We start from the raw sequence: 294 nt of genomic DNA, 5'->3' as shown, positions 1-294 counted from the left end.
CCTCCAAGCTGACTAGGCGAACCTGGATCGAAGGGAACGGTAAGCCAAGGGTGCCGACTCTGGTGGAGCTGAGGGGCGATCCGGTCACGATGGGCGACGTCTCCGTCATACCGTAACCTTCGATAACTGGAGCGTTAGTGGCGCTTGCCCAGGCCTGTGCGTCTTTCTTCTTCAAGGGCATGGCACCAGAGATTGTGTAGTTGATGCTGTCTAAGGCAATGCCTGCCTTTTGTGCCGCTTTCAATAGGCGAGAGAACATCGGGGGAACGCCAATCATGAAAGTGCAGGGGCGGC

The 294-nt window shown here is 57.1% G+C and carries 1 protein-coding gene; it reads right to left on the bottom strand.

Annotation, left to right across the window (positions count from 1 at the left end; genetic code table 11):
• The coding region (locus QP381_RS08875) for an AMP-binding protein (RefSeq protein WP_285068621.1) at positions 1 to 277 on the bottom strand (277 nt) is incomplete at its 3' end.
• Positions 278 to 294: the final 17 nt, after the last annotated feature.

This window comes from Pauljensenia sp. UMB6358 (assembly GCF_030216865.1).
GTDB lineage: Bacteria > Actinomycetota > Actinomycetes > Actinomycetales > Actinomycetaceae > Pauljensenia > Pauljensenia turicensis_A.
The sequence above is the reverse complement of the archived record's forward strand: the minus strand, read 5'-3'. Positions and strand labels throughout refer to the sequence as shown.